Source organism: Pedobacter kyungheensis (assembly GCF_000812965.1).
Taxonomy (GTDB): domain Bacteria; phylum Bacteroidota; class Bacteroidia; order Sphingobacteriales; family Sphingobacteriaceae; genus Pedobacter; species Pedobacter kyungheensis.
The window spans coordinates 1-26,931 of sequence record NZ_JSYN01000009.1; the positions used below are offsets into that span (position 1 = coordinate 1).

The 26,931-nt window shown below is 41.4% G+C and carries 23 protein-coding genes; 9 read left to right on the plus strand and 14 right to left on the minus strand.

Annotation, left to right across the window (positions count from 1 at the left end; genetic code table 11):
- Window positions 1-172 precede the first annotated feature (172 nt).
- Complete coding sequence (locus OC25_RS09075) at window positions 173-1,477, plus strand: leucine-rich repeat-containing protein kinase family protein (RefSeq protein ID WP_039474655.1); 1,305 nt, start codon at window positions 173-175, stop codon at window positions 1,475-1,477.
- Window positions 1,478-1,553: 76 nt separating this feature from the next.
- On the opposite strand, the gene OC25_RS09080 is transcribed toward OC25_RS09075, so the two are convergent.
- Window positions 1,554-2,216: a DUF1349 domain-containing protein gene (locus tag OC25_RS09080; RefSeq protein WP_039474659.1), complete on the minus strand. Its 663-nt coding sequence runs from the start codon at window positions 2,214-2,216 to the stop codon at window positions 1,554-1,556.
- Between the two features lie 179 nt (window positions 2,217-2,395).
- On the opposite strand from OC25_RS09080, the gene OC25_RS09085 reads away from it, so the two are divergent.
- A complete protein-coding gene (locus OC25_RS09085; RefSeq protein WP_039474663.1) occupies window positions 2,396-2,962 on the plus strand; it encodes a Crp/Fnr family transcriptional regulator in 567 nt (188 codons plus the stop codon).
- A gap of 29 nt (window positions 2,963-2,991) precedes the next feature.
- Here the strand turns inward: OC25_RS09085 and OC25_RS09090 are convergent, their stop codons facing one another.
- From OC25_RS09090 to OC25_RS09100, 3 genes are all read right to left on the minus strand, one after another.
- Entirely contained in the window at window positions 2,992-3,417 is a 426-nt protein-coding gene (locus OC25_RS09090) for a VOC family protein (protein WP_039474666.1), read from the minus strand.
- A gap of 525 nt (window positions 3,418-3,942) precedes the next feature.
- Window positions 3,943-4,374: a DoxX family protein gene (locus OC25_RS09095; RefSeq protein ID WP_039474669.1), complete on the minus strand. Its 432-nt coding sequence runs from the start codon at window positions 4,372-4,374 to the stop codon at window positions 3,943-3,945.
- Between the two features lie 254 nt (window positions 4,375-4,628).
- Window positions 4,629-5,495, minus strand: a complete 867-nt coding sequence (locus OC25_RS09100) for an aldose 1-epimerase family protein (protein ID WP_039474674.1) — start codon at window positions 5,493-5,495, stop codon at window positions 4,629-4,631.
- Between the two features lie 110 nt (window positions 5,496-5,605).
- Here OC25_RS09100 and OC25_RS09105 point away from each other — a divergent pair, with 110 nt between their 5' ends.
- Window positions 5,606-5,935: a hypothetical protein gene (locus OC25_RS09105; protein ID WP_039474678.1), complete on the plus strand. Its 330-nt coding sequence runs from the start codon at window positions 5,606-5,608 to the stop codon at window positions 5,933-5,935.
- Between the two features lie 58 nt (window positions 5,936-5,993).
- On the opposite strand, the gene pepT is transcribed toward OC25_RS09105, so the two are convergent.
- Complete coding sequence (pepT, locus tag OC25_RS09110) at window positions 5,994-7,247, minus strand: peptidase T (protein ID WP_039474681.1); 1,254 nt, start codon at window positions 7,245-7,247, stop codon at window positions 5,994-5,996.
- A gap of 59 nt (window positions 7,248-7,306) precedes the next feature.
- Between pepT and OC25_RS09115 the strand changes: the two genes are divergently transcribed.
- The 3 genes from OC25_RS09115 to OC25_RS09125 all read left to right on the plus strand — a co-directional run bounded on the left by OC25_RS09115 (window position 7,307) and on the right by OC25_RS09125 (window position 10,464).
- Complete coding sequence (locus OC25_RS09115) at window positions 7,307-8,038, plus strand: hypothetical protein (RefSeq protein WP_245221946.1); 732 nt, start codon at window positions 7,307-7,309, stop codon at window positions 8,036-8,038.
- Window positions 8,039-8,104: 66 nt separating this feature from the next.
- Entirely contained in the window at window positions 8,105-9,844 is a 1,740-nt protein-coding gene (locus OC25_RS09120) for a M14 family metallopeptidase (protein WP_039474684.1), read from the plus strand.
- Window positions 9,845-9,849: 5 nt separating this feature from the next.
- On the plus strand, window positions 9,850-10,464 hold the full coding sequence (locus OC25_RS09125; RefSeq protein ID WP_039474687.1) for a rhomboid family intramembrane serine protease: 615 nt from the start codon (window positions 9,850-9,852) through the stop codon (window positions 10,462-10,464).
- A 518-nt stretch (window positions 10,465-10,982) separates the two neighbouring features.
- Here the strand turns inward: OC25_RS09125 and OC25_RS09130 are convergent.
- The 6 genes from OC25_RS09130 to OC25_RS09155 all read right to left on the minus strand — a co-directional run bounded on the left by OC25_RS09130 (window position 10,983) and on the right by OC25_RS09155 (window position 20,644).
- Complete coding sequence (locus OC25_RS09130; protein ID WP_082018563.1) at window positions 10,983-11,966, minus strand: hypothetical protein; 984 nt, start codon at window positions 11,964-11,966, stop codon at window positions 10,983-10,985.
- Window positions 11,967-12,047: 81 nt separating this feature from the next.
- On the minus strand, window positions 12,048-12,788 hold the full coding sequence (locus OC25_RS09135) for a rhamnogalacturonan acetylesterase (protein WP_039474694.1): 741 nt from the start codon (window positions 12,786-12,788) through the stop codon (window positions 12,048-12,050).
- 6 nt (window positions 12,789-12,794) lie between these two features.
- A complete protein-coding gene (locus OC25_RS09140; protein ID WP_039474935.1) occupies window positions 12,795-13,817 on the minus strand; it encodes a pectinesterase family protein in 1,023 nt (340 codons plus the stop codon).
- Between the two features lie 71 nt (window positions 13,818-13,888).
- On the minus strand, window positions 13,889-15,541 hold the full coding sequence (locus OC25_RS09145; RefSeq protein WP_156131439.1) for a fibronectin type III domain-containing protein: 1,653 nt from the start codon (window positions 15,539-15,541) through the stop codon (window positions 13,889-13,891).
- 10 nt (window positions 15,542-15,551) lie between these two features.
- Window positions 15,552-17,396 (minus strand): RagB/SusD family nutrient uptake outer membrane protein, encoded by a 1,845-nt coding sequence (locus tag OC25_RS09150; protein WP_039474699.1) that lies wholly within the window; start codon window positions 17,394-17,396, stop codon window positions 15,552-15,554.
- A 17-nt stretch (window positions 17,397-17,413) separates the two neighbouring features.
- On the minus strand, window positions 17,414-20,644 hold the full coding sequence (locus OC25_RS09155; protein WP_039474700.1) for a SusC/RagA family TonB-linked outer membrane protein: 3,231 nt from the start codon (window positions 20,642-20,644) through the stop codon (window positions 17,414-17,416).
- A gap of 265 nt (window positions 20,645-20,909) precedes the next feature.
- On the opposite strand from OC25_RS09155, the gene OC25_RS09160 reads away from it, so the two are divergent.
- Entirely contained in the window at window positions 20,910-21,944 is a 1,035-nt protein-coding gene (locus OC25_RS09160; protein ID WP_039474701.1) for a LacI family DNA-binding transcriptional regulator, read from the plus strand.
- An 83-nt stretch (window positions 21,945-22,027) separates the two neighbouring features.
- Complete coding sequence (locus OC25_RS09165; protein ID WP_039474702.1) at window positions 22,028-23,212, plus strand: class I SAM-dependent rRNA methyltransferase; 1,185 nt, start codon at window positions 22,028-22,030, stop codon at window positions 23,210-23,212.
- Window positions 23,213-23,486: 274 nt separating this feature from the next.
- On the opposite strand, the gene OC25_RS09170 is transcribed toward OC25_RS09165, so the two are convergent.
- Both OC25_RS09170 and OC25_RS09175 read right to left on the minus strand, forming a co-directional pair.
- Window positions 23,487-23,738, minus strand: a complete 252-nt coding sequence (locus OC25_RS09170) for a DUF6814 family protein (RefSeq protein ID WP_039474703.1) — start codon at window positions 23,736-23,738, stop codon at window positions 23,487-23,489.
- An 11-nt stretch (window positions 23,739-23,749) separates the two neighbouring features.
- Window positions 23,750-25,273, minus strand: a complete 1,524-nt coding sequence (locus tag OC25_RS09175; RefSeq protein WP_039474705.1) for an MFS transporter — start codon at window positions 25,271-25,273, stop codon at window positions 23,750-23,752.
- 173 nt (window positions 25,274-25,446) lie between these two features.
- Here OC25_RS09175 and OC25_RS09180 point away from each other — a divergent pair, with 173 nt between their 5' ends.
- Window positions 25,447-26,301: a bestrophin family protein gene (locus OC25_RS09180; protein ID WP_245221948.1), complete on the plus strand. Its 855-nt coding sequence runs from the start codon at window positions 25,447-25,449 to the stop codon at window positions 26,299-26,301.
- Here the strand turns inward: OC25_RS09180 and OC25_RS09185 are convergent.
- The gene (locus OC25_RS09185) at window positions 26,298-26,927 is read right to left on the minus strand and encodes a Pr6Pr family membrane protein (protein WP_039474709.1); all 630 of its coding nucleotides are present in this window, start codon (window positions 26,925-26,927) and stop codon (window positions 26,298-26,300) included. The genes OC25_RS09180 and OC25_RS09185 overlap by 4 nt on opposite strands.
- Window positions 26,928-26,931: the final 4 nt, after the last annotated feature.

Here is a 26,931-nt window from a genome sequence, read left to right on the forward strand (position 1 = left end):
TCGTCATTGCGAGAAGGCTTTTTCAGCCGACGAAGCCTGCCTGCAGCAGACAGGCAATCTTATAGCGTTATGTCTTGCATCGCCGTACCCCCAAATGAATAAAATCCATCCGCAATAACTTCATTGCAACATTTAGCGGTATCTTCGTAGGCAATTTAAATCAAAGCGAATTATGGGGCAAACCTTATTACAACTGCAAAACGGCGAACTTCAGGGGGCGGTATCATTAAAACTATCCGAAAACCTAAGCCATTTTCCTTTAGAAATATTCGACCTTGCCGATACGCTGGAAGTGCTCGATCTTTCTTTTAACAGGTTATCTGCCCTGCCGCCCGATTTTGGCCGCTTAAAGAAATTGCGCATTTTCTTTTGCTCAGAAAATCACTTTAAAGTATTGCCTGAAGTACTGGCCGATTGCCCGCTGCTGGATATTGTAGGTTTTAAATCGAATCAGATCGAAACTGTGCCGGCAAAAGCTTTGAACCCTAACCTACGCTGGTTGATTTTAACCAACAATAACATTGCCACCTTGCCCGATGAGATAGGCCAGTGCCCACGCATGGAGAAACTGATGCTGGCCGGCAACCGGTTGGCAGAATTACCCGAAACGCTTAGCCAGTGTAAAAACCTGGGTTTATTGCGTATTGCGGCAAATAAGCTGCACGAGTTACCTCAATGGATTACGACTATGCCAAAACTGGCCTGGATTGCCTTTTCTGGTAATAACTTTAGCAAAACTCCGGCGGTTGAAAAGCTCTCGGCCATCAACTGGCACGATCTGGAAATCAGTCATGTACTGGGCGAAGGTGCATCAGGAGTAATTTCTAAAGCCAACCATAGCATTAACGATGAAATTCAGGAAGTAGCGGTTAAGATTTTTAAAGGCGATGTAACCAGCGATGGCTTGCCTGAAGATGAAATGATGGCCTACATTGCTGCAGGCTTTCACCCGGGGTTGGTTAACCTGATCGGGCAAATTGCGCTGCACCCGGATGATAAAAAAGGTCTGGTGATGGAGCTTATTCCACATCATTTTTATAACCTGGGTAATCCGCCAAGTTTGGAAAGTTGTACACGCGATGTGTTTCCGGCAGAACGAATACTTACAGAACAGCAGATTTTAGGCATTGCCCGGATTATTGCCTCACTGGCCGCGCAATTGCACAGCGCAGGCATTATGCATGGCGATTTATACGCCCACAATACTTTAATTGATGATGAAGGGAGTGCCTTATTTGGCGATTTTGGCGCGGCCAGCTTTTATAATCAGCTTCATACCGAACTGGTTTTTGTTTTAGAGCGGATTGAGGTGCTGGCTTTTGGCTACCTGCTTGATGATTTGCTTAAGCTTTATCGCCAACCCATTAGCGGAAAAACTTTGCAAACTATAGAAATGCTGAGAGACAACTGTTTGGTAGCAGACCCACAAAAACGCCCAAGCTTTAAGGATCTGGTGAATGCGCTAACTGATATTTAACTCAACAGCCCCTGCCGGGTTGTATCGACAGAGGCTGTGAATAAGTATTTACCAGGTTAATTTTATAAGGCTGAAGCTAGTTTTGTTGTTTTTTTGCCCAATCCAATCTCCGCTGGTCTGGCGTTTGGGTAACTTTAAAGTTTTCGAAAACGGCATTAAAACCTTTACCATCCGGACAGGCGCCTACCAGGCCAACCATTACCGGGCAATTATCTTTAAAATAGCAGGTGCGGATCATGGTGTATTTCTTATCATCAAGCGAATAGAAAATTTCTACTGCATCGAGTTTTCTAACCGCTTTCATCCAGATTGATGGCGGTGCTTTTTCGAGTTCAACCACGCTCCAGTCGCTGGTTTTATGGGTTACTACTGCGCTTACATTTTGTTTGCCGTTTACAAATTCTACACCTGCTTTGATCCAGTTCTCTTCGTCAATGCGGAGCATAATGCCCATCTGGTCGAAGGTAGTAACGTAATTGCCGGTTATCTTTACCTTGGCTTCAAACTCACCACCGTAAGTGGCATAATAAAAAGGAGCATCATCAACTGTAAAACCATAATGTGAAATGCGCCAATAATCGGTTTTGGCAGGTACAAAAAAGCTAAAAGTATTTTTGTCTTTAATTTCCCATTGTTCGGGTTCGTTAAACCAGTTCATTTTGGATAAACTCTGGGCATTTACTTTTGCGGTAGTTAACAGCCCCATTACAGCTAAAACGGTCAGTAATTTAAGTTTCATTTGTGTGTTGATTTAGGTTTTGTGTGTTTGTGTGCTGCAAAATAATGCAATGCCAGTTTGCTTTAAAAGGACATACATCACTATTTTATTGTGATGATTGTCACACCGAGGCCCGATTGGAAGATCGGGCTCTGCCATAAATCTTGAATAAATATTACATTTGGGCGGGTATTAAAAATATGGAAGCAAATTTTTTCAGGGCGCACATTGAGCAGATTGTTAGTTTAACCGACGAGGAATTTAAACAAGCCGAATCTTTCTTTACAAAGCGGAAATATAAAAAACACCAGTACATCATACAGGCTGGCGATACGGCTCATCAGGAGCATTTTGTGTTAAAGGGAATTGTTAAATCTTCCTATACCGACGATGAAGGCAAAGAATATATTTTGCAACTGGCCATGGAGGAATGGTGGTTCTCAGATCCGAATGCTTTTAATACCGGAACACCCGCAACTTTAAATGTAGATTGCATTGAAGATACCGAGACGCTTTCCATTACTTTCGAGAACAAAGAAAAGCTTTGTGCATCATCGCGCAAGATGGAGTACTTTTTCAGGAAAAAATATACAACAGGAAATATGGCTTTACAAAAACGGGTATTGGCCCTGTTGAGTAATAACGCGGGTGAGCGCTATAAACAGTGGAGTAACCAATACCCATCTTTACAAAAGCGGATTTCGAAAAGTCTGATCGCTTCTTATCTCGGCGTAACCAGAGAAACATTGAGCCGTTTAACGCTTTAGCGAGTGCCTTATACTGAAATTAACTTGTTTTATCTTCTGTTAGTAAAATTAACCATCCACTGAATACCGAACCGATCTTTAAAACTGCCGAAATAATCGCCCCAGAACATATCGGCCATAGGCATTTCAATCGTTCCTCCTGCCGAAAGGCCATTGAACAGGCGGTCGGCATCTTCACGGCTTTCGGCCTGTAAATTAATGTACATATTGTTTCCTTCGTTAAGTACATGACCTGCAGAGGGTACACAATCTGAGGCCATTAAAATGGTGTGCTCATTAATTGGAAGTGCTACATGCATTACACGGTTTTTTTCTGCTTCAGAGAGTTTGTCGCTTTCTGGTGCGTCGCCCATTCTTGCAAAAAAGGTAAACTCACCACCAAAAACAGATTTGTAGTGATTAAAAGCTTCTTCGGCCTTGCCATCGAAGTTTAAATAAGGGTGCATTGTTGCCATAATGTTTTTCGTTTTGTTTACACTAAATTACGGACTTAAGCAGGGTTAAAATGGGGGCGGTTGAGACAAAATTAAGGGTGTTTTTTGACCTTTTGACAATGTCCAAATGCAGGGAGATGAATAACTCCGGTTACAGGCTTTGTTCATTTTGGCGAACATTTGCGCATAAATTATTATTTTTCGGATGAACAAAACTGAACGGGAATAGCTCAGTTATCTTTATGATATTTGTAATGAGGGTTTTAAACAATAATTTTAAATAACTTCTCAATCGTCCCGAAAATATTTAAATGAACACGCTCCCCGGAGCGTGTTTTTTTTAAAATAAAAAAGTCTTCCATTGCTGAAAGACTCCTGTTGTTTTAATCTAAATCGTCCCGTTGATTTAATCTTAACGGTATAAATATAGTTATCAACATGTTACGAACAAATTAAAAGGTAAAAATACCCTAAAGGGTGTAAGGGTTTTTACTACACGGAAGTTTGCGAGTCGGTAACTAAATTGTAGCTTGTTGTTACTTAATGTTATGGGTTTGCTTCTAAAGCCCATCTGTAATTAGGGATGGTGGCCAGCAACAAGCTTGATGCACTTACTACAAAAACAGAGTAATTAAACGGCGCTCTGTAATTTGCGAAAAATAGCATAGAGAGTGCAAACATCAGGGTAAGCAGAAAGCTTCCTATTGCAGCAAGCCTTATTTTGTAGCCGATAATAAGCAAAACACCAAAAATCAATTCGCCGGCAGTGGCAATTATAGCCATAATATTGGCCAATGGCCTGCTCAGGTAAGGCATTAATGAATTGGTGTAATCTAAAAATATGCTCCAGTTGCCCCAGCCAACTGTTGGGTTTCCCGGCGCTCCTAACCAACCAAAGCGATCCATAACAGGTAATATAAAACCTATACCCAGGGCAAGGCGAAGAAATAATTGCGGAAAATGTGTGCTGTTTTTCATTTTGAGTGATAATTGTTTAAACAGCAAATTAATACCTGCCACTCACATTTTTCTTAAACTAGATTAAGAAATGAGCGTTTATTTCTTGTCGCCGGCTGAACTTCCGCCCGGACGATCGGACAGGTGTTTTAGCACCTCTCTGGTTGTGGGCTTAAGATAAGTATGCCGGGTAGTTATTGGCGTTCAGCATCCTGTACTTGAAGAGACCCTGAAACGAATCCGATAGCTATCGGATCAGGGTGACGATTTCGGCGTTAAAAACACTCCACTTCCCAAAATCGTTCCCAGTTTTTACCGGCTTCAAGTCTGATTATGCCTTCTTTTCGTTCCAGATCCTGATCGTGGTTTACGCCATCGGCTACGCCGCACCAGGGCTCCAGACAAACAAAAGGTGCATCGAGGGCTGCCCAAATACCAAAGAAAGGGAAGTCTTCGAAATGAAAATGTAAGCCCGAGTCGTTTTTAGTATTTAATAAACTGATGCAATTGCTTTGTAAGTTTTTAAACACCAGTGCATCATTGTAAAACAACTCGTGTTTAAGGTTTAGCTTATGTGCATTCAATTCGATGGTTTCAGTTTCATCAGCCACCAGGCCATCTTCCAGTTTCCAGAAGGTTAACTTTTGGTCGGCATTAAAAGCGAGGTAGTAATCTTCGTAAGTGGTGTCAGGCGTATTGGGAACTGCAAAGGCCGGATGCGCCCCGATAGAAAAGAGCAGCTCATCAGCACCAGTATTAATTACCTCATAAGTTAGGTTCAATTTACTGTCTCTTAAAGTATATTTCAGCTTCAGTTCAAAATAAAACGGATAAACTTTTAAGGTTTCGGCATTTTGGGTTAAAGTAAAAACAGCTTCCGTTTCCGTAGCACGTTCAATGTCAAAAACATAATCGCGGGCAAAACCATGACGTGGCAATTCATAATTTTTACCTTTATAATTAAAACTGTTGTTTTTCAAAGAACCTACAATCGGAAACAATACCGGACTGTGCTTGCCCCAATATTTTGAATCCCCATTCCAAAGGTATTCGATATTGGTTCCTTTATTGTATAAGCCTTGTAATTCAGCGCCCTTGGCCGATAAGTCAACTTTTAAGTATGCGTTCTCCAGAGTTATCATTTGAATCTAAATTAATAAATAAGCTGTGTTTTGAAAATATCTTTTTTTTAATTTTGAATGTTAAGCAATGCGTTTAACCTGGTTCTGCTCAACATTAAAACTACAGTGCTATGCCGGTAGATTTAACAAAATTATCGAACCCAAAGGTAAAAGCCGCAATAATGGCTTTGCAAAAAGGAGATGAAAAAATCTGGTTTCCTTTGTTCGCCCCTGAAGTTGCTTTTTACGATGATGGCAACCAGATGAAATTCAACAATTTCTTTAAAAAAGCACTGGGTCATGAGCGTTTTACCCGAATAGATAAAGTTGAAAATAACGGGCTACACGTATACGGGCATTTTCACTCCGATCAATGGGGCGATTTTACTACTTGTTTTAAGTTCGAAATAAATAAGGAAGGCAAAATCAGTAGCCTGGCTATCGGACAAGCTGTTTATTAGTTTGTAATTTGGAGTTGAGGGTTTGGAGTCTGCTTAAACTCCAGAACCCCACTCAATATTATTCTTTTTCTTCCCAGATACAAGCAATATTAATAATGGTTTGTACCGCTTTTTCCATGTCCTGCACACTTACCCATTCCTGTTTGCTGTGAAAAGCATGCTCGCCGGCAAAAATATTGGGGCATGGTAAACCCATGTACGAAAGGCGTGAACCATCGGTGCCTCCGCGGATACTTTGTTGTTTGGCCACTACCCCAGCCCTTTCAATGGCCTCGATGCCATACTGCACAATTTTAGGATGTTGATCTAAAATCTGCTTCATATTGCGGTATTGAGCCTTAATTTCGAGTTTATAGCTCGATTTGGGATATTTTGCCAATACCTTTCTAATGGTTTCTTCTAAAAAGGCCCCGTGTTGTGCCAGTTTTTCATCTGTAAAATCGCGGATGATAAATTGTGCTTCAGCTTCTTCAACCTGACCACTGATACTTACCGGATGAATGAAGCCTTCTTTTTGATGGGTGGCCTCAGGTGTAAGGGTATCTTTGGGCAGGCTATCTAAAATTTCGGCCAGGATTTTTATGGCGCTTTCCATTTTGCCTTTTGCAAAGCCCGGATGCGTACTTACGCCATAAATGGTAAGGGTAGCACCATCAGCTGAGAAAGTTTCATCTTCAATTGATCCGAGGGTTTCGCCATCAATGGTATAGCCAAAATCTGCGCCTAATTTTTTCAGGTCAACCTTATCAACACCACGGCCTATTTCCTCATCAGGCGTAAAAAGAACCTTAATGGTGCCATGCTTTACTTCCGGGTTTTTCATCAAAAAAGCAGCAGCTTCCATAATTTCTGCCAGCCCGGCTTTGTTGTCGGCGCCCAATAAAGTGGTTCCGCTGGCGGTAATAATATCGTTGCCAATCTGGTGTTTTAAGTCTTTATGATCAGACATTCTGATCACAATTTTGTTATCATCGGGCAACACTAAATCCTGCCCTTGATAATTGTCATGAATAATCGGTTTCACGTTTTCTCCGCTGCAATCGGGCGAAGTATCCATGTGCGAGCAGAAGAAAATAACAGGTAATACTTTATCTGTATTTGATGGGATGGTTCCGTAAACATAGCCGTTTTCATCCATTTCTGCATCAGAAATGCCAATTTCGAGCAATTCCTTAACCAGTTCATGCCCTAAATTTTTTTGTTTAAGGGTAGATGGACAGGTCGGTGAAGCCGGATCTGACTGCGTATCTATTTTGGCATATTTGATAAATCTTTGTGCTAAAGATTTGTTAAAGTTGTCGTAATTACTCATAAATCAAAGGTAAAAGTTATAGATATTCAATAATCATATTATTTTTGTAAAAAAACAATATGATTTCGAACCTCTTGAAAGTTACTTGCTTAACCGTTCTTCTTGTTTTTGTCGGAAGTTTTTCTTTTGCCCAATCCAATTATTTCAAGTTTTCATATGGTTTAGGTGCCGGTATCAATAAATCGTATACAGATGTGTACAAAGGAAGCTTTGGTTACACTACTTACGGCGTGCTCGATTTTCATGTTACTCCTTTTGTAACGTTGGGTTTAGAGGCCCAATATGGCCGCGTACAGGGTGGCGATATCGTAACTGATCCGCATAATCGCCAGTTTATTAATCAATACACTGCAATTTCGGCTAATGCCAAGTTAATGTTAGGTGAGATCGTAGATTACGATAAAAGTGAATTTTTGTACAATATCAGGGGACTGTATTTTGGTACTGGTATTGGCGTAATTAACAACAAAATGACCGATATTGTAAGGTACAAGCCAAGCTGGGCCGCTTATGATCCGGGCTATGGGCCTTTCCCTGGTAAGGATAAAAGCTTAAACCTGCTGGTGCCCATTAATTTTGGTTTTAATTATTATATCGAAGATGGTTATGGTTACATGCGTTATGTAATCAATATCAATGCGCAGAGTAACTTTACTTTCGGCGAAGGTTTGGATGGTTATAACGACTCCAGTGCTAAGTTCAAAAACTATTCTCCTGATGTGTATAATGCCTATACCATCGGATTCAGATACTTTTTCGGAAAGATTAAATCTTATCGCAAAACGCTTTAACAACAGCTTCTTCTGGCTTGCAGGCCTGCTGAGGTTAGGTTTATATCACTCACATCAATTTATACTATGAAAAAATACTTTGTGCTTTGCTTTTTATTTTTGGGGATAAAAGTGCAGGCACAAAAAACGCCATTCGAGCTTAGCGGAAAGAAAGAAACCACAACCTATACCGCTGCTATTGCTTATTATCAAAACCTGGTTAAGGGCTGTCCGGAGGCTAAACTGCTGAGTTACGGAAGTACTGATTTTGGCAAACCGCTGCACCTGTTGGTTTTGTCGAAAGATAAGGTTTTCGATCCGGCGGCAATCCGGAAAAGCAATAAACGGATCCTGCTCATTAATAATGGTATTCATCCGGGAGAACCCGAAGGTATTGATGCCTCGATGATGCTGGCGCGCGACCTGATTAAAGGCAACAAAATACCAAAGAATGTGGTGATTGCCATCATTCCGCTGTATAATATCGATGGAAGTTTTAACCGTACAGGCACCTCAAGGGCCAACCAAAACGGGCCGGTTGCTTACGGGTTTAGGGGTAACAGTAAAAATCTCGATCTGAACAGGGATTTCATTAAAACAGACTCTAAAAATTCGGCTGCTTTTCAATTGATTTTCAACACCTGGCAGCCCGAAATCTTTGTAGATACGCATACGAGTAACGGAGCCGATTATCAATATGTGATGACACTTATTCCTACCCAGAAGGATAAGCTGAACGGCATCCTGTCTGATTATTTAACCCAAACGCTGGTGCCGGACTTATATAAGCGTATGGAACAGCAAGGTTACCCGATGATTCCTTATGTTAACTCGATTGGCGAAACACCCGAAAGTGGGATTACGGGTTTTATCGAATCGCCACGCTATTCAACGGGTTATACTACGCTGCACAATACCATTGGCTTTATGCCCGAAACACACATGTTAAAATCGTACGATTTACGCGTTGATGCCACCTATAAACTTTTGCAGGCTTACGTAGATATCGTAGCACGCGATGCCAGTGTTATTGGCGAGAATAAGCAAAAAGCAGATGCTTTTGTAGCAGCGCAGCAGGAGTTTCCGCTGGATTGGAAACTGAATAAAAGCGAAGTAAATGAATTGCAGTTTAAGGGATTTGAAGCCGGACAAAAGCCCAGCGAGGTAAGTGGAGCAGACCGTTTGTATTACGACAGAAGTAAACCTTATACCAAAACAATTAAAGAGTGGAATAAATTTGAGCCGGCTATTACCGTACAAAAACCCATTGCTTACATCATTCCAAAAGCATGGGATAGGGTAATTAACCTGCTGAAATTAAATGGTGTAAAACTGAGGGAAATAAAGGCCGACCAGAAAATAGCGGTAGAAAGTTATTATATTGGTGATTTTAAAACGGGTACCAGGCCTTACGAAGGGCATTACCTGCATTCGGCAGTAAAACTGAACCCTGTAAAACAAAACCTGCAGTATTATGCCGGAGATTTTGTGGTGTACGTAAACCAGCCCTGCAACCGTTATATTGTAGAAACTCTGGAGCCACAGGCTACTGATTCTTATTTTAACTGGAATTTTTTCGATTCGATTCTGGATATGAAAGAACATTATTCGGCTTATGTTTTTGAAGATACAGCCGCAGAATTATTGAAGAAAAATCCGGATTTAAAGGCTAAGCTGGAGGCTAAAAAGGCTTCGGATGGCGATTTTGCGAAGAATGGGCCTGCACAACTTGACTTTGTGTATAAAAATTCTGATTATTACGAAAAAACACATAACAGATATCCGGTAGCACGTTTGCTTACCGATGTCCAACTAGATTTAAAATAACCCAGATGGAGTATTTCAATATGGCACCAGTTGCCTCGTTAATTTTTGTTTTTACCATTATTACGAGCCTTTATGCCTTTTACGATCATAGCATTTACGGTAAGTTTATGTTGCACCCTTACAGCGTATCCAAGGGGCATAAGGTGTGGACGGTAATTACCAGTGGCCTTATCCATGCCGATTGGATGCACCTGTTTTTTAACATGTTTACTTTTGTGGCCTTTGCATTTACTTTAGAACAGTTGTTGGGCAGCTTTAAATTTGGGTTATTGTACTTTCTGGCTTTAATTTTAAGTGATTTGCCCACCATTTTTAAACATAAAGATCATTTTAACTACAACAGCTTGGGCGCTTCGGGAGCGATAAGTGCGGTTTTATTCAGTTTTATTTTGTTTAGCCCAACATCGAAGATTTCAATTATGTTTATTCCAATTGGGATTCCGGCATGGATTTTTGGCATCATTTACCTGATTTATTGTGCTTATGCATCCAGAAACTCGCGCGATGGCATTAACCACGATGCGCACTTTTTCGGGGCTTTAACCGGCTTAATTTTTACCATTATTTTTGTTCCCGGGATATTGCAGAATTTCTTTACCCTGCTAACCGGATCGAGGTAAGGAGGTGTAAAATGTAAGATGGAATTGCGGAATCAATTTAACCACAGAGGACATTGAGTTTGCACAGAGGGAAACGAGTTTGATTCTGCGCTTATCTGTTTAATCTGCGGGAGAATGAAAAATGCAGGATGTAAAATGGAATATGTGAGATGGAATTGCGAAAACAATTTAACCACAGATACCATTGAGTTTACACAGAGAAAATGAGTTTGATGCCGTGCTCAATATAATTATACTTCCTGCTCTATGTACTTCGTGCTTTTTCTTTGTGAGCTTTGTGGTAAAAAAATAGGCAGGTAGTTTAACTTATGGAATGAGGTTCTTCCTTCGTTCAGAATGACAACCCACTTTGCTCTGCGTGCTCTGTGCTTTTTCTTTGTGTACTTTGCGGTTAAAAAATAGACAGATAATTTAACTTGTAGAATGAGATTCTTCCCTTCGTTCAGAATGACAATCCACTTCGCTCTGCGTACTTCGTGCTTTTTCTTTGTGTGCTTTGCGGTAAAAAACTAAGTGATCTACCCCGCATTCGGCAAACACGGGTTTTCGAAGAAGCTCATCGGCTGCTCGGGGTTTTTAATAATTTCGAACACCACATAACCCCATGGTTTCCAGAAGTTTTCTAACACTTGCGCATATACTTTATGCTGCCAAACATCAAACAATGGTTTACTCATGTTGCCACGTAAAGGCATGGCTTCAATGTAAGTGGTGCCATCAACGGGCATAAAAGTATATTCGGGCAAACGGTTAAACAGATAGGCCGAATAATAAAAACGGGCTGTTACCTCTTCAAACTGCTCTGCAGTTAAGCTTTTTCCGGCAATCTGGTCTACAATTTCCTGATGGTAGCGTTTATTGGTTCCGTTGTCCTGCAGGCAGGCAATAATCCCGAAATCTTTCAGCTTTAACGAAAAAGTAAGCGTATTAATCTCATCGCGGAAACTGAAAGGGGTTTCTTCGTTTTCGAGTTTAACGACCGTGATAGACCAAGGTGTAAAATCTTCAAACTCGAGACTGGTGTACAAATTCTGCATCATGAAATTCAGGTTGGCGAATTTCATCATTAACGATTGCGACATGTTTAAGCCATCGGCAGTCATTTCCTTGCGCAGTGCAGCATGCATTTCGATGTACACAAAGCCATATAAAAACTTGCCGATCCAGTTAAATAAATCCAGTTCGGGCAGGGCCGAAACAGCAGCATAACCTTTGGCAAAGGCCGCTTCTATTTTATCTTCCAGCGGATTTAAAAACTGCTCGTTTACTTCGCTGTTTACCGGAATAACCAGGCTATTGTACGACCGGATACTCTCGTCTAAAAACTGGATTTGTTCCTCGCCGCTTAAGCCCGCCTGCGCCAATAACCATTTCGGGATTAATGGTACCTGGAGAACAGGCGTATTAAAGGTTTTGCCACTTAAAAAGCAGACTTTATATAAAAAATCGAAGTTTTGGAAAGGATTGTATAAGCCGGTATTCATTGCTGCAATATTAGCCATTATATTTTTAGTGCCTTGTACCGAACTTTTATTTTAACGCTGCGATTACCATTGCAAACGGTTAAAAGCACGTTGCTGCCCTTATTTCAGCTTTTTGGCCAGATCTAATTTCAGCTCTTTTATTCCTTTTACTACTAAACCAGCCACCTGTTTGGCGCCTTCAGGGCTTAAATGGGTATTATCTTTCTTGCCGTTGGGATAGTTTACATTGCCCGAATCAACATGGTTAAATAGTTTGATTGATGGCTCTTCGCCCAAACGGTTTAACAAACTTTCGGTTTTAGCCAGCATATCAATTAAAGGTACCTGCAACGAATCGGCTACCTGACGGGTAATGCGCGGATAATCGCCATGCGAATCGATTAAAACACCATTTTTAAAGCTTCTTCTCGAAATGGGTGTAAGCAATACAGGCAAAGCTTTTTTACTCCTCGTTTCTTTAACGTAATTAATCAGGTTGGTTTTAAAATCAGCCAGTGAAACACCAACTGTGGGTTTATCTACTTTTTCGTCGTTGTGACCAAATTCAATAAAAACATAATCGCCAGGGTTCAGCTGCGCCAGAATAGGATCCCAGCGTTTTTCTGCACGGAAAGATTTGGTGCTTCTGCCGTTTAGTGCGCGGTTATCAACCGTAACATCTGCCTTAAAAAAAGCTTGTAAGGCCATGCCCCAGCCTGTTTCGGGGTAGGTTTTGGGATCTTTGTTAGCCGCTGTAGAATCGCCGATAATGTACAGCGTAGTTTTCTTTTGAATCAGTGTAAAGGATAGGGTAACCGTTAATACGGCAAGTGCAAATGCCAGGTAAAATTTATTTTTCATGGTTCATTAATTGGTGTTGGGGTTCCAGTTGTCTTTCCCGCTGAGGATGTTTTTAAGGGTATAATTTTTTGCGGCTTTATCGCTCAGCTGCTTTGTCCAGCTTAAGCGGCTTTGGGGCGATGCTCCCGCACCGGTATTTTTATATTCGGCATAAAATACCGTTTGCTCTTTATCCGGGAACATCTTGTCGCCTTTCCAGGGGTTCCAGCCTACGGGTAAGATATGCTTGCCTAAATCGCAGTACATCAAAACCGTTTTGGCATAGGGGCGCCATGGACGGCCAAGATAAGCTTTGCTTACAGCCGGATCGGCAATGAGCTTGCAATGCATAAAAACAAAGCCAAAAGGCTGATTGGCAGAAGTAGAGGCAGCCGTGACGTAAGAATCGGTTAAGCTTTTAATGGTGCATTGATCAAAAACAACGGTTGCTTTGCCAAAGATAAAATCGGTAGTGCCTTCAATATAGCAGTTCTGGTAATACTGGCGGCTATTTTCGATAGCGGCGTATAAGGTATCCTGATTGCCTAGAAACCTGCAGTTTTTAGCCACAAAACGGTCTCCCTCAACATGTAGTGCAACGGCTTGCCCCACACGACCAGCGGCATTGATGATACTTAGATTCTCTAGCCGGATATCGTTGCCCTGTACCAATACGGTAAACGAGGTATAGGTGCTAAATTTATCGAGACCAAAAGCATCTTTACCTCCGGGATAGGTTTTGCCTGAATAATCATCGTTGGTGATGATGGTATTTTCGGCGCTTTCGCCAATAATGGCAATTTTGATTTTCCAGGATGGAATAATCAGTTTTTCTTTATAGATGCCATTTTTGACATAAATTTTAACCTCCTTTTCACCTAAATCGCGCACCGAGTTAACAGCTTCCTGTATGGTTTTGTAATTTCCGCTGCCATCTTTCGAAACGGTAAGTGTGGCGGGATATTTAGGGTCTTGCGCGTAAATCTGAAGAGATAAGCCGATGCAAAAAAGTAAGGTAAGAGCAAAATGGATAAGGATAAATTTCTTCATTTGATCGGTAAACTGCTTTGCTATAAATTTCAATAAAAAAGGGCGGATGTAAACCTGCCCTTAAAAAATAATTAATATGTCCAGCGTGGATCGCCTATTGGTCCGCCCGTACTTCCGGCAGTTCTTAAAACGGAGCCTGCAGGCAATGTAAAATCGGTAGTGGTGGCTGTCCAGCCTATGTTGATACTTTGGTTGCTGGCAAGGGTAGCTGTACCAAAAGTTAAAGCGATACCACCCGTTAGCGCACTCGATAGATTGAAATAATTGCTGTTCGAAATTTTCAGGGTACTGCCTGCTCCTGTGCCTCTGATGGCGGCAGCGTTAACCGTTCCTGATTTTGGTGTATTGGCCAAAATACTGTTTACGATGGTGAAATTAATCGGATTTGCACTTGCATCTAACAGCGCATATTTGGCATTGCCACCAAAACCATTAAAGGTAGAATTGCTAATGGCTACTGTTGGGATCACATCGCCGGTGTAAGTAGTACTTGCTGTTACCAAACCCGGACCTGCATTGTAAAATGTCGATTTCGATACCGTTAATGTATTGAACTGCATTTTGTTTACGTGGAAAGTGTAATAGGCCGATGAGCCATTGGCGCCCATATCGTAAACAATAGAGTTGTTAACCGTGATAGCCGTTATTTTAAAATCCCGCGCCGCTGTTCCCCTGTCGCCACGTAAAAACGAAGTAGTAGAGCCGTGTACAATACAATTATCAACGGTTACATTGGTAAAGGTTGCTGCTGCCCCATTTGAAGCCTGCGAGCCGATAAAGTTGATGAAGTACAATGAGGCACCTGCTGTTCCATCAAATTCGATGCCCGAAAAAGTTACCCCTGCTCCTGTACCTTCGATATCAAATTCTTTAAAATTTATTTTGGTATCCTTAGGCTCACCCGAGGTAGATTTAAGGGTAATGGTTTTTTGGGTAATGAATGTCGAAGCAGCCGATAGGTTGTAGGTGCCCGGGTTTAACCCGATTACTGCGCCATTTGCAGCATTACTAATTGCTGCGGCCAGATCATCTCCAGGGTTTAATTTCACGGTATAAACCGTAGGTGCCAGTGTGGTAAAGGTAACCAGGCCTTTGCTCTTGGTGCCTGCAAAAAGTTCGGCAGTATATTTGGTGCCTGCAGTTAAACCGGTAATGGCTTTAAAACCATCAACAGTAGCCTCACTGTTGCTCAATGGAACAGTTACAGCAGCACCTGTAGCAGGGGTTAATACTATAGAAGTCAAACCTGCAGTTTTAGCGAAATACAATTTTGCCGAGGTTTCTTTAATTTCATTATCCCTGATAGCCGAAAACAATTGGATACCGGTTAACTGAAAGGCACTGCTGCGCACGTATTTCGATTCGGGCTGACTCTCAGTTGCAGTGGCCTTAACCCTGGCATAATATTTTGTTCTTACCGCCAGGTTATCGTCGGTTACGGTTACTCCTGCTGTGTCGGTTGTGGTGGTATAGTTTACCGTCGCGAATAGCGAATCGGTCGAGAAATCAACGCTGTATTTCAGAGTTTTACCTGTCGACATAAGCGGTAAGGTCCAGGTTAATTTGGCCGAAGTTTCGCCTGAGGTAATTTTAACATCGCTCGGTTTAAATATCCTCGCCGGTTCTGCAGGCACATCGTCTTCCTTTTTACAAGAAGCAATCGCCAAAGCCATCAGCGATAACATCATCAGTTTAAATCCCAGTTGATCTATAATTTTTTTCATAATACTCTTATTAATAACCAAAGTTTTGAACCATGTTTGGGTTTTCAATTAACGTCGTTTTCGGGTAAGGGAAAAGCTCCTTTTTGTTGGCTTCGAAGTAGTAGGCAATACCTGTTGAAGTGCTGGTAATCGAGTTTTCTTCAGTTACCGCTTTGCGCCAGTTTTTGGTGGTATAGCCGGTTGGTGCAGAAGAAGTATTTAAACCCGGAGAAACAAATACATTATTCGGAACACCTCCATAAAGATCGAGCGTAGCCACTTCGTTTACACTGGTTCCAAGTAAATAATTGCCTTCTTTGGCATAAATGTAATTGGGTACGCTGGCATAATCGCCTGTGCCGGCAATTAAAGCGCGGATTTTGGTGCGTGTTTCATCAAATTTGCTGGCCAGTAAATTCCACCGAATTAGGTCGTACTTGCGGATACCTTCGCCACCAAATTCCAATAAACGCTCTTTAACAATGGCATTAAAGAAACCGGTTTTATCTGTTGGTGTTGCCGGAATCTGGCTTTCAAAACCTGCATAAGCTCTTTTTTGCACTTCCTGCAAAGCATTAATTGCTGCGGCAGATGGTGCGCCATTAATTTCGTTATCAGCCTCGGCATACATCAGCAATACATCTGAAAAGCGTAAAATAGGCCAGTTGATCGAAAAATTCTGTGCTGCTGATGAGCCGTTGAAGGCAGTCCACGATTTACGGAATTTACCATCCGTCATATTAAACAAAGTATTGATGATTTTTTTAGAAGTTGCCGTAATTTCGAAAACACCAATGGTTACATCTCTGCGGCAATCTTTCGTTACATCAAATTCATAAAAGTAGGTTGGGATGGCATTCATGCCACCTCCACCCGACCCGAAAGTAGAGGCTGAGTTAAAACGGATGCCATTGTAATAGCCCAGTTTGCTATCGGTAGCAGCATTACCACCAAAGGCAGCCACTTCAAACATCAATTCATGCGCATCATCGTTGCGGGTAGTGGTATGCAGGCTTTTAAACACATTTTCATAAACAGGATTGATGTTATGCTCTGAACGGTGGTTCATCAGGTCGAGACACTCGTCCATTGCAATTTTATAATAGGTTAAGTAATCGGCACTGCGCTCCATGGTATGGCTGGCTGATCTTAACGAATAACCACCTCTTGCCAATGCAATACGGGCCCTTAAACCTTTAATGGCGCCTTTGGTAAAACGGAAGCTACCGTATTCTGTGATGCCACTTCTCCAGGGTACCAGATCTTCGGCCATTCTTAAATCGGCAATAATCTGGTCGTAGGTTTTATTGCGGTCTACATTTGGGCCGTAGAGGGTTTCAGCATCTGCCGATGGCACAAATGATGCCGGTACATCGCCCCAGTTGCGGATCAACTCATAAAGAAATTGTGCCCTTAAAGCCAATGCTTCGCCATAGTAGCGTTGCATAGTTGCTTTTTCTGCATCAGAGCCGTTGGCATAAAGCTTTGAGGCCGGAATAAATTTGATGCAGATATTGGCACGCTCTACGCCGGCATACAACTGTAAAAATGGGTTAATCAAGTCGGTATTGTCTGAACTTGCCCCGTACATGCTAATTCCCCTCCTGTCAGAAGAACTGTAACTTCCTGAGGTTTTAAAATCGTCGGCGGTAAGGCCAAATAAGGTCGAAATCCGGCTGCCGTAGCCATTATCGCCACATAAACGGTTGTACACCGCTATAATCGCAGCATTGGTGTTTGCAGTACTTTCGAAAACCACATCAGGCGATGAAGTGGAAGGCGATTGTACATCTAAATATTTTTTACAGGAAGTGGTTATACTCAATGCTCCAACAGCAATTACCATTAAAGCCGATTTTATCAATTTATTTTTCATTTTCTTTAATGTTGAGGTTAAAATACCATGTTAATACCAGCCAGGATGTATCTGCTGCGCGGATAAGCGGCATAATCGATACCTGGTGTAAGCGGATTTGAACGGCGGGTATTGGCTTCCGGATCGTAACCGGTATAACCCGTTATGGTGTACAAATTGTTAACCGTTCCGTATACCCTTAGCTTTGAAATAAAGCCTGTTTTTTTAATTAAGCTTTGTGGTAAGCTATAACCAAGGGTTACATTGCTGATTCTTAAAAAAGAGCCACTTTCAACTGCGTAAGAGGTTAAAGCATAGTTTCCTCCCGTTGGTGTCCATAAGGTTGTATTGGCATTCATGGCTGTTAACAAAGTCGGATCAGTTACCTTTACGCCATTGGCATCAAAATTCTGCCACCTGTCGTTCATCACTGCCAGTAAATTGTTGTCTTTAACGTTGTATTGCGAGGTAAATTCTAACTTGTTGGCATTGTACACCTTATTGCCGTAGCTAAAGTTTACAAATACTGTTAAATCGAAGTTTTTATAGGCAAACTGATTGTTAAAACCTCCTGTAAATTTCGGTTGAGCAGTACCCAGCACGGTTCTGTCATCGTCGCCAATCATCATGCTTGATGATGAAGAGAGTTTTTTCACTTTCATATCGCCAGGCTGCGGATCGCGGTTACCCAATAATACCCTGCTGTTGGCTACGGTTGGTTTAAGGGTATAGGTATAAGCGCCTGTTGTGGTATTTTGCACATAGGTAAAATCATCAACAGTATAACGTCCGTCTGATACGAAACCGTAAAACTGGCCAACGGGCTGACCTACCTCTACTTTAAAATCGCCCAGACTGTTTACCCAGCCCGATTGCGTGATGTAAGAACTTACACCATTTTGCAGTTCAACAATTTTATTCCGGTTGAATGAAATGTTGAAGCTGGTATTGTAGCTAAAATTTTTGGTTTTAACAGCCTGATAGTTTAACTGCAACTCAAAACCTGTATTCTGGGTTTTACCCACGTTTTGCTGCTGGGTAGAATAGCCCGTAGTTTGTGGAACGTTGGCATTTAATAGCAGGTTTTTGGTGCGGTTATCGTAATAATCTAAATTAAGGGACAATTTATTTTTGAATAGATCGATATCGATACCCAGGTTTTTAGAAATGTTGGTTTCCCAGGTAATGTTTGGGTTCGACAGGATATTGCCCGTTGCTGTACCTGAAATTAAACCTGTTGAAACCGATGCGTCAGTTTCGGCATAACCACCTGTAGTAGAACTCAGGTAAAACAAGGTTCTGAATAAATCCTGGCCAATGCGGTTGTTCCCGGCAGCACCATAACTCATTCTCACTTTAAAGTTATCCAGCCAGTTCAGGTTAAGGTCTTTGATGAATTTTTCTTCAGTTACCCTCCAGGCTACCTGTGCAGAAGGGAAATAGCCCCATTGTTTTCCTGCCGCAAATAGCGATGAAGCATCGGTTCTGAAATTTACTGTAGCCAGATATTTGTTTTTAAAACCGTAAGAAGCCCTGCCGAATATCGAAAACTGTCTGGTGCCCGAAATTAAAGAGGTAGGACGGTCTTGAATGGTATTTGCTGGTGCCGAACTAACAAAGGCATCTTCTGCCGAAATATCGATAGGTAAAAACTTAAGTACGGTACTTCTCGAATCGACATCAACCATGTTGATTTCCTGCCCCACCAATAAATCGAGGCTATGATCTTTACCTAAATTGGGTTTGTAATTGATAGTATTGGTATTGATGAACGATTTTTGGGCAACCGTATCAAGTTGAATAGCAGGTAAACCGGCATTGTTACGCGCCACATTACTTACCGGACCATTAAAAACATTTACGTGCCTGTTGGTTCTGTTGTATCCTACGGTACTTTTAATGGTCAGGTTTTTAAGGATTGAATACTGCACATAACCACTGCTGATTAAATCATTGCGGTAATCGTATTTCAGCTCCTGATTGGCTAAGGTAATTGGATTGGTTAATCCGGTTGTTAAATAATCGGCATCGAATAAGTCGCCTGAATCAGAACCACCAGAATAAGGTTGGTAGCGCACCGAATTTCTTAAACGGTTGGTACCCTGCGATCCGGTAGAGGTTGTACCTACCCCATCAACACGCTGACGGCTGTAACGGGCATTAAGGCCAACCCTTAATTTATCCGAAAATTTATGGTCTAAACGCACCGAAGCAAAAGTTCTTCTGTAGCCCGAGTTTAGCATAATGCCATCCTCTTTGGTATTGTTTACCGAAACATTGTAAGTGGTTTTCGATGTTCCGCCTGCAAGGTTTAACACTTCGGTATTGCTCCAGGCCTGGCGACCGAAAACTTTATCCTGCCAGTCGATATTCGGGATGTTTTTGTAAATATCCAGATCTTCGAAAGTACCATATTTCTTGGTAAAGGTATCTTTCACATCCTGACTGGTATTGTTATTATAAAGTTCGTACTGGTATTTCACAAACTCGTAAGGGTTCATTACATCCAGTTCGTTTACAATCTGTCTGGCGCCTGCGTAGGCATCAAAAGAAACAATTGGCCTACCTTTTTTGCCGCTTTTGGTTGTAATAATCACAACTCCGTTGGCACCTCTGCTTCCATAAATAGAAGTTGAGGCCACATCTTTTAACACATCGATAGACTGGATTTCGTTTGGCGATAAGATCGATAAGGCATTTTCTACCTGAATCCCGTCAACTATATAGAGCGGGGAGTTATCGCCCGTAAGTGAGCTTCCGCCACGTACTTTTATCACAATTTCAGCACCCGGGCTACCCTCGGTAGTGGTAACCGATACCCCTGCCAGTTTACCGGCCAGGGCCTGAGCGGCTGTACTTACCGGGAATTGCTCAATATCTTTGCCGGTAACCGACGAAACCGAACCGGTTAAAGCTTCTTTACGTACTGAGCCATAACCAATATTTACCGTAACCTCTTGTAAGGTGTTGGCATCTTCTTCCAGGGTGACGTCCATTTTACTTTGATCGCCTACCGTAACACTTTTGGTTTTATAACCCACATAAGTAAAAATTAAGGTAGCTCCTTTGCCTGGGATGGTAATTTTGTAGGTACCGTTGGCATCTGTGCTGGCTCCGGTTTTCGAATCTTTAACAGATACGCTAACACCAATCAGGGGTTGCCCGTCAGATTTATCTTTCACGGTTCCCGTTAGTTGCCGGTTTTGTGCCTGAGCTCCAGATAATCCAAAAAACGAGAGAAATGCAAAAACGAGTAAAACTCTGCTCATAGTTATGTAATTATTTAAAAATATTTGGTTTTTTAAGTGATGCAATCGCTTGCATGTAGAATATAATTCTAGTTTCGGGATGTTGTACTTTGTTTATATTTGGTTACGTTGATGTAACAATTTTACAAACTAAAAACCGTTTGAAACCGAATTTAACTAAAAATCTGTGCAAACGTTCCCAAAAACGTCTTTCCGACGTTTATTAAAAATGGGATCAAAATGCCCGTAAAAGATATTTTTCGTAACTTGTACGCAAGTACATACCATGAGATTTGAAACATCTACCATAAAAGATATTGCTAAAGCTTTGGGGCTGTCTACATCAACAGTATCCAGGGCTTTAAGAGACCGTTACGAAATTAGTGAGGAAACTAAAAAACTGGTACTGGCCTATGCGGAGAAGGTAAATTACCGGGCCAATCCCATTGCCAGAAGCTTGAAAGAGCGCCGCAGTTATTCGATAGGCATTATTGTAAGCGAAATTGCCAACAATTTTTTTTCGCAGGTAATAAATGGTATTGAATCTATTGCTTACGATAAAGATTACCACGTAATTATTTCGCAGAGCCACGAATCTTATAAGCAGGAAAAGCTCAACGTAGAGCATTTGGCATCGCGTTCGATTGACGGGCTTTTAATCGCACTTTCTTCAGAAACTCAGGATATTGATTACCTGCGGGATTTATATAGCAAGGGCTTACCCATTGTTTTTTTTGATCGGGTACCTGAAGATTTTGAAACCCATAAAGTAATCGCCAATAACTTTAAGGGCTCTTTTGATGCGACTGAACACCTTATTTTATCGGGCAAAAGAACCATAGCACATTTAACCAACTCCGAAAACTTATCAATTACCAAAGAGCGGTTGGGAGGTTATAAAGCCGCACTGACAAAATATCACATCGAATTTAAGCCTGAACTCGTTAAGTATTGCCAGCATGGAGGCATGCACAGTGCCGAGCTTGAGCAGGCTGTTAAAGAACTTTTGCCACTTAAACCTGACGGGATTTTTATTTCGAGCGACCGCTTAACCACGGGTTGCATTATGGCGCTTAAAAAAACAAATCCGGAAGTGGCCCATAATATTGCCATTTCGGGCTTTACCAATTCAAACCTGGTTGAGCTGTTTTCGCCTTCATTAACTTCAGTAAAACAACCCGCTTTCGAAATGGGCCAGGTAGCCACCGAATTGCTGATTTCGATGATTGAAGCCAAAAGGCCGGTAACCGAATTCGAAACCAAGGTGCTCGATACTGAATTGGTAAAAATGCCAAAGCAGGTAGGAAATAAGTTTTTATAGGTACTTGTTGGTACGCTGGTTTGTAGCTTTTGCTATTCCAAACGCTAACCGCTCAACTCCAAACTAATTGCTACCTTTGCAGCATGGTAGAAATCACATTAAAAAAGGGCAAAGAAAAAGCAGCAATACAAAGACATCCGTGGGTATTTTCTGGTGCGCTGGAAAAAGTTAAAGGAAAACCAGAAGATGGCGATGTAGTAAAAGTATTTGCCTTTGACCGTGAATTTCTGGCCTATGGTTATTACAACAGCAACTCGCGTGTTGCTGTTCGTTTGCTGGAGTGGGATGAAACACAAACCATAGACTTTAACTGGTACCAAAACCGCTTAAAACAAGCTATTGCCTCACGTCAGTTTATTTTGGGCGAGCAGACCAACACCTGCCGACTGGTTTTTAGCGAAGCAGATTTCCTGCCCGGTTTAATTGTTGATCAATATGCCGACTTTCTTTCGCTGCAGATTTTAAGTTCGGGTATTGAAAAGGTAAAGAACGACATTGTAGAGATTCTCAGAACAGTGTTGCAGCCTAAAGGTATTTTTGATAAAAGTGATGCTACAGCCCGTACACACGAAGGTTTACCTGTAGAAAATGGTTTGCTTTGGGGCGAAAATCCACCTGAATTTTTAGCGGTTAAAGAAAATGGAATTACCTACCATATCAATATTGCCGAAGGGCAAAAATCGGGGTTTTACTGCGATCAGCGCGATAACCGCAGTATTTTAGCCAGCTACACCAAAGGCAAAAAAGTTTTAGATTGTTTTAGCTACAGCGGTGGTTTTAGCTTAAACAGTTTGGCGAATGGCGCTGCAACCGTTACTAGTGTAGATAGCTCTGGTTTGGCTGTAGAAACCCTAAAACAAAACGTAGCACTGAACCAATTTGATGGCGATAAAGTTACAGCCATCCAGTCGGATGTGAATAAACAGTTAAGAGCTTTTAAAGAAGCAGGCGAACTGTTCGATGTTATTGTACTCGACCCACCAAAATATGCACCTTCGCGTTCTGCCTTAGATCGTGCAGCCAGGGCTTACAAAGATTTAAACCGTTTAGGCATGTTATTGTTAGAAAAAGGAGGTCTTTTGGCTACTTTCTCTTGTTCTGGTGCTGTAGATATCGAAACATTTAAACAGATTATTGCCTGGGCAGCACTCGATGCAGGTAAAGAAGTGCAGATTATTAAACAATTCTGCCAGCCTGAAGATCACCCGGTTAGGATTTCATTCCCGGAGGGTGAATACCTGAAAGGTTTACTGCTACGGGTCCTTTAATTTTCTTTAATCTTATTTTTTAGCACAGATTCTCAGATTAACAGGAATGTTTTTCCGTGCTTTCCGTGTCTCCGTGGCAAAAATATAGCTTGGTGTCGTAAAATACGACAGGTTATTTTCGCACGCGTTGGAAACGCGCGCGAGTTAAAATATTTTTCTGTGGCTTCCGTGCTTCCGTGGCAAAATATAGCCTGGCCTCGTAAAATACGACAGGCTATTTTCGCACGCGTTGGAAGCGCGCGCGAGCGGGAGTGCTTTGTGGTAAAAATAACATTTACACCTCTTCCGAGTTCTCCGGCAATTTATCATATTCGCCTTTCCAGGCATAAAAACCGAAAATCATCAGCCCTAAGCTTATGGGCAGGAAAATAAACAAGATAATTCCCCATTGCAAAATGGTGTTTGTGCGTTCAATATCGGTATGGGTTAAACCTACTTTTTCTATGGCTTGTAAAAACAAAAATGTCATAGCTAATGGTCCTAAAACCATCCAGATTAAGCCTAAAAATTTCTTTAGTGTATTCATTTTCTTAAATGCTAATCGTTAATGTTTTCGTCTCTTTTGTTCGATAAATAAATGGCGCCGATAATCAGGCTTAATGTAGCAATGCCAATAGGGTACCAAAGTCCTGATAGCGGTGTCGATCCCGAAAAACTGGCTATTAGCGTGGCAATAAAAGGAACCAGTCCTCCAAAAACACCATTGCCAATATGGTACGGTAGCGACATTGAAGTATACCTGATCTTGGTAGGGAAAAGCTCAACCAAAAATGCGGCTATCGGTCCGTAAACCATGGTTACCAGTAAAATCTGGAAAAAAATCAGTCCAACGAACTTCCAGAATACGGGTTTGGCCAATACTTTATCTTTAATGATTTCTTTTGCAGGTAAAATGCCGTTGCTCACCGAAATGGTATCTGTTTGTACCCGGTTAAATGAGGCCCCCCTTTTAAGCATTACTTTGGTTACGGTGGTTCTTAAACAATCAGTTGAATTTGGAATCAATACAGCACTTGCCGGGGCAGCTGTTGAAGATAAAATATCGCTTTGTTCAATTTTGGTATAATCGGTATCATCCAGAAAAATCTGATAAATGGGGCGGTAGAAAATAATACCCAGCAACATACCCGTAAGCATAATCCACTTTCGGCCCACTTTATCACTCCAGGCGCCAAATACCACAAAGAACGGAGTGGCAAAGGCAATTCCCCAAAGTAAGATGTACCTCGAATCATTAAAATCGAGCTTACAGGTGTTCTCTAAAAACGATTGCGCATAAAATTGTCCGGTATACCAGATTACGCCCTGGCCCATAGTTGCCCCAAACAGCGCTAAGAGCACCATTTTAAAGTTAGCTTTATGACTAAAGCTCTCTTTTAGCGGATTCTTGGAAACATTTCCTTCTGCCTTTAGTTTCGAAAACAGAGGCGATTCGTGCATTTTCATGCGGATGTAAATGGATACTACCACCAGTACAATGGATAGCAGAAAAGGAATCCGCCAGCCCCAATTACCAAAAGTTTCGGCGCCTAAAATGTTTTTGGTAATTACAATAATGCCCAATGAAAGGAATAAACCCAGTGTAGCTGTCGTTTGTATCCAGCTGGTAAAAAAGCCACGTTTATTTTCAGGTGCATGTTCGGCCACATAGGTTGCTGCACCTCCATATTCTCCACCGAGGGCCAAACCTTGTATCAGCCTCAATATCAGTACTAAAATTGGAGCTGCATAACCAATACTTTTATATGAAGGAATAAGCCCTATGAAAAAAGTAGAGCCACCCATTAAAACCAGGGTTAACAGAAAGGTGTATTTACGGCCAATTAAGTCGCCTAAACGGCCAAAAACCAGGGCACCAAATGGGCGCACTATAAAACCGGCGGCAAATATGGCAAGGGTATTAATCAGGGCCGATGCACCTGCATCTTCGGGAAATAACTGGTGACCGATAATCACGGCAAGGCTGCCAAAAATGTAAAAATCGTACCATTCAATCAGTGTGCCCAGTGATGATGCACCAATAACTTTAAAAATGTTGTTCTTAGGTAAAGCGTCGCTCATAAAAATTCGGGAATATTTGGTTTCCCAATATAAACATTTGAGTCACAATCGGCAACCTGTACTGTCTGCCATTAAATTTAGCGCCAAATGAAACATTTTGCCTTTAGTTTTGTATTTTCATTTTCCATTTAGAATATATGCTTTTAGTACAGAATATCAGGTTAAGCAGAATTTTGAGAAATACGTGGCATGTCGATCTGATTATGATCGCCTCCTGCACCGCGGCTTATTTCGTGCGCGAATATTTAATCGCCCATCATTTTTCTATTCCCTCCATTATCCCAACTGTTTTGGGTACGGCCATTGCCTTTTTTATAGGTTTTAACAACAACCAGGCATACGATAGGTGGTGGGAAGCGCGGAAAGTGTGGGGTGCCCTGGTTAACGATTCTCGTTCTTTTGCAAGGGCGTTAATTAATTATGCTGACGATGACCGAGAAAGTGTGAAACGGATGGTTTGCAGGCACATTGCTTTTTTATATGCTTTAAAAGCCAATTTGAGGGGTACAGTTGATGAAATTTATACCAAATATTTGGAAGAAGCTGATCTGAAAGAAATGGAGAAGCACAACAATAAGCATAATGCATTGCTCAATATTCAGTCGCGCGATTTGCAGAAACTTTCTAAATCGGGTGTGGTTGATGGTTTCAGGTTTATCGAAATTAATGAGATGCTAACCCGCTTTTCTGATTCGATGGGCATGAGCGAGCGCATTAAAAACACTATTTTTCCTACAACTTACAGCTACCTTACCAAAGTGTTTATCTGGTTGTTTGTGGTAACTTTCACGCTGGTAATTAGTCAGGATGCCGGTCCTGCTGCTATATTTTTAGGCTGGTTAATCGGTTTTGTGTTTGTATCTACACAAATTAATGGGATGAGCCTGGTTAATCCTTTCGAAAACAATTCGGCTGGTGTACCGCTTAACCAGATTACCAGAACGATTGAAATTAACCTGTTGCAGATGCTGGAAGAAGAAGAAATTCCGGAACCCGTAAAGCCTATAAATGATGAGTATGTGCTTTAGGATTTAGTAGTTTTTTTGCCTGTAAACACAAAAATTAAGGATAAAATCCAAAATACGACTAAAATAATAATTGTATTTAAAATCGCCTTTGGATAACCGATTTCTACCACATTAATAAAAGGGTAAGGATATTGCCCGATTAAATAACCTCTGATTACAATAAAAATAACATACAATAACGGATAAATAAGCCAAACTGTGGTTTGTTTGTAGCTGAGCCTGGCTTTATCAACAAAAGCAATCCAATAAATTAAAAAGAGCAAGGGGTTAATTACATGCAACAATTCGTTACTCAGGCTATGCCATCCCTTTGGCTGGTCTAAACCGCGTAAAGCTACATTATATACTAAAGCCACTAAAAATATATAAACTGCAACAGCTGTTTGGCTTGCGGGTTTCGAAAAAAAGCGAACTAAGGCGGTTTGTTTTAATAATAATTGTGCGGCCAGGCAGATGGCTACGATGAGGTTGGTTAAAACGGTAAAAAAAGACAAAAGTATTTTCAGCGTTGGCCACACTGCCCCGTTATAGTGCCTTAAACTTAAACTGAATTGCAGTGAAAGCGAAAACCAAACAATTAACGTAATGACGGTAAGGTATACATTTTTGCTGTTAACAGATTTCATCGTT

Coding starts and splice junctions, on each gene's coding strand:
- OC25_RS09125 (WP_039474687.1), top strand. CDS start 9,850: ATGGAGTATTTCAATATGGCACCAGTTGCCTCGTTAATTTTTGTTTTT.
- OC25_RS09090 (WP_039474666.1), bottom strand. CDS start 3,417: ATGGCAACAATGCACCCTTATTTAAACTTCGATGGCAAGGCCGAAGAA.
- OC25_RS09160 (WP_039474701.1), top strand. CDS start 20,910: ATGAGATTTGAAACATCTACCATAAAAGATATTGCTAAAGCTTTGGGG.
- OC25_RS09105 (WP_039474678.1), top strand. CDS start 5,606: ATGCCGGTAGATTTAACAAAATTATCGAACCCAAAGGTAAAAGCCGCA.
- OC25_RS09150 (WP_039474699.1), bottom strand. CDS start 17,396: ATGAAAAATAAATTGATAAAATCGGCTTTAATGGTAATTGCTGTTGGA.
- OC25_RS09185 (WP_039474709.1), bottom strand. CDS start 26,927: ATGAAATCTGTTAACAGCAAAAATGTATACCTTACCGTCATTACGTTA.
- OC25_RS09120 (WP_039474684.1), top strand. CDS start 8,105: ATGAAAAAATACTTTGTGCTTTGCTTTTTATTTTTGGGGATAAAAGTG.
- pepT (WP_039474681.1), bottom strand. CDS start 7,247: ATGAGTAATTACGACAACTTTAACAAATCTTTAGCACAAAGATTTATC.
- OC25_RS09170 (WP_039474703.1), bottom strand. CDS start 23,738: ATGAATACACTAAAGAAATTTTTAGGCTTAATCTGGATGGTTTTAGGA.
- OC25_RS09165 (WP_039474702.1), top strand. CDS start 22,028: ATGGTAGAAATCACATTAAAAAAGGGCAAAGAAAAAGCAGCAATACAA.
- OC25_RS09175 (WP_039474705.1), bottom strand. CDS start 25,273: ATGAGCGACGCTTTACCTAAGAACAACATTTTTAAAGTTATTGGTGCA.
- OC25_RS09095 (WP_039474669.1), bottom strand. CDS start 4,374: ATGAAAAACAGCACACATTTTCCGCAATTATTTCTTCGCCTTGCCCTG.
- OC25_RS09155 (WP_039474700.1), bottom strand. CDS start 20,644: ATGAGCAGAGTTTTACTCGTTTTTGCATTTCTCTCGTTTTTTGGATTA.
- OC25_RS09080 (WP_039474659.1), bottom strand. CDS start 2,216: ATGAAACTTAAATTACTGACCGTTTTAGCTGTAATGGGGCTGTTAACT.
- OC25_RS09145 (WP_156131439.1), bottom strand. CDS start 15,541: ATGAAAAAAATTATAGATCAACTGGGATTTAAACTGATGATGTTATCG.
- OC25_RS09115 (WP_245221946.1), top strand. CDS start 7,307: ATGATTTCGAACCTCTTGAAAGTTACTTGCTTAACCGTTCTTCTTGTT.
- OC25_RS09085 (WP_039474663.1), top strand. CDS start 2,396: ATGGAAGCAAATTTTTTCAGGGCGCACATTGAGCAGATTGTTAGTTTA.
- OC25_RS09075 (WP_039474655.1), top strand. CDS start 173: ATGGGGCAAACCTTATTACAACTGCAAAACGGCGAACTTCAGGGGGCG.
- OC25_RS09140 (WP_039474935.1), bottom strand. CDS start 13,817: ATGAAGAAATTTATCCTTATCCATTTTGCTCTTACCTTACTTTTTTGC.
- OC25_RS09130 (WP_082018563.1), bottom strand. CDS start 11,966: ATGGCTAATATTGCAGCAATGAATACCGGCTTATACAATCCTTTCCAA.
- OC25_RS09135 (WP_039474694.1), bottom strand. CDS start 12,788: ATGAAAAATAAATTTTACCTGGCATTTGCACTTGCCGTATTAACGGTT.
- OC25_RS09100 (WP_039474674.1), bottom strand. CDS start 5,495: ATGATAACTCTGGAGAACGCATACTTAAAAGTTGACTTATCGGCCAAG.